The sequence below is a fragment of the Oleiphilus sp. HI0117 genome (assembly GCF_001635235.1).
In genome coordinates this window covers 1-572 of the sequence record NZ_LWGA01001157.1, presented here as the reverse complement: position 1 = coordinate 572, position 572 = coordinate 1, and the positions used below count along the sequence as shown (strand labels likewise).

Below are 572 nucleotides of genomic sequence, written 5' to 3'. Positions count from 1 at the left end.
TACATCGATGCTGGTGACAGGGCCGTGTTCTTTTTTTGTGCTACGATTTTGGCTAATGCTGCTCTTGTCTTCAGGCGTATTGCTGGCGGCCTTAGCCGCGGGGCTTTGTTTATGGATTGATGTTACCTTACTCGTCGCCTTTGCTTCTTGTATTGCTTTGGGCTCGCTATGTACTTCTTGATTAACCTTATTTACCGTGGGGGCAGGTGCACGTCCGGTTTTGATAAGCTTGCCATTGAACTCGTCGCAGGCATCGCGAACCAGCTCTCGGGATTCAGCAGGGGAGTCAGCATAAGCCCAGGTTTCTACTGTAAAGTTATCAACACCGAATTCACGTACAGTGTCTAAGAACTCACCTGAACCACCTTCTTCTGCCTGAACGATCAGTCTGGCCCAATGTTCTTCCATACTATCTCTTGCACTGCCGACATAAACTTCGTTGTTGACTCTATTGGTGGCAGTAAAAACGATCATATAAGCGATACCTCTGTTATATAAATGTAGTAAGAAAATGGATCAATATAGAAAATGATGGAGGCGCGGAATTATAATGAAGAAAGAATTTTTCGGTA

At 44.9% G+C, this 572-nt stretch carries 1 protein-coding gene; it reads right to left on the bottom strand.

What is annotated here, in order from left to right:
- Window positions 1-474 (bottom strand): hypothetical protein (locus tag A3757_RS20550; RefSeq protein ID WP_156491844.1); only part of this gene is annotated, 474 nt, incomplete at its 3' end.
- Window positions 475-572 lie beyond the last annotated feature (98 nt).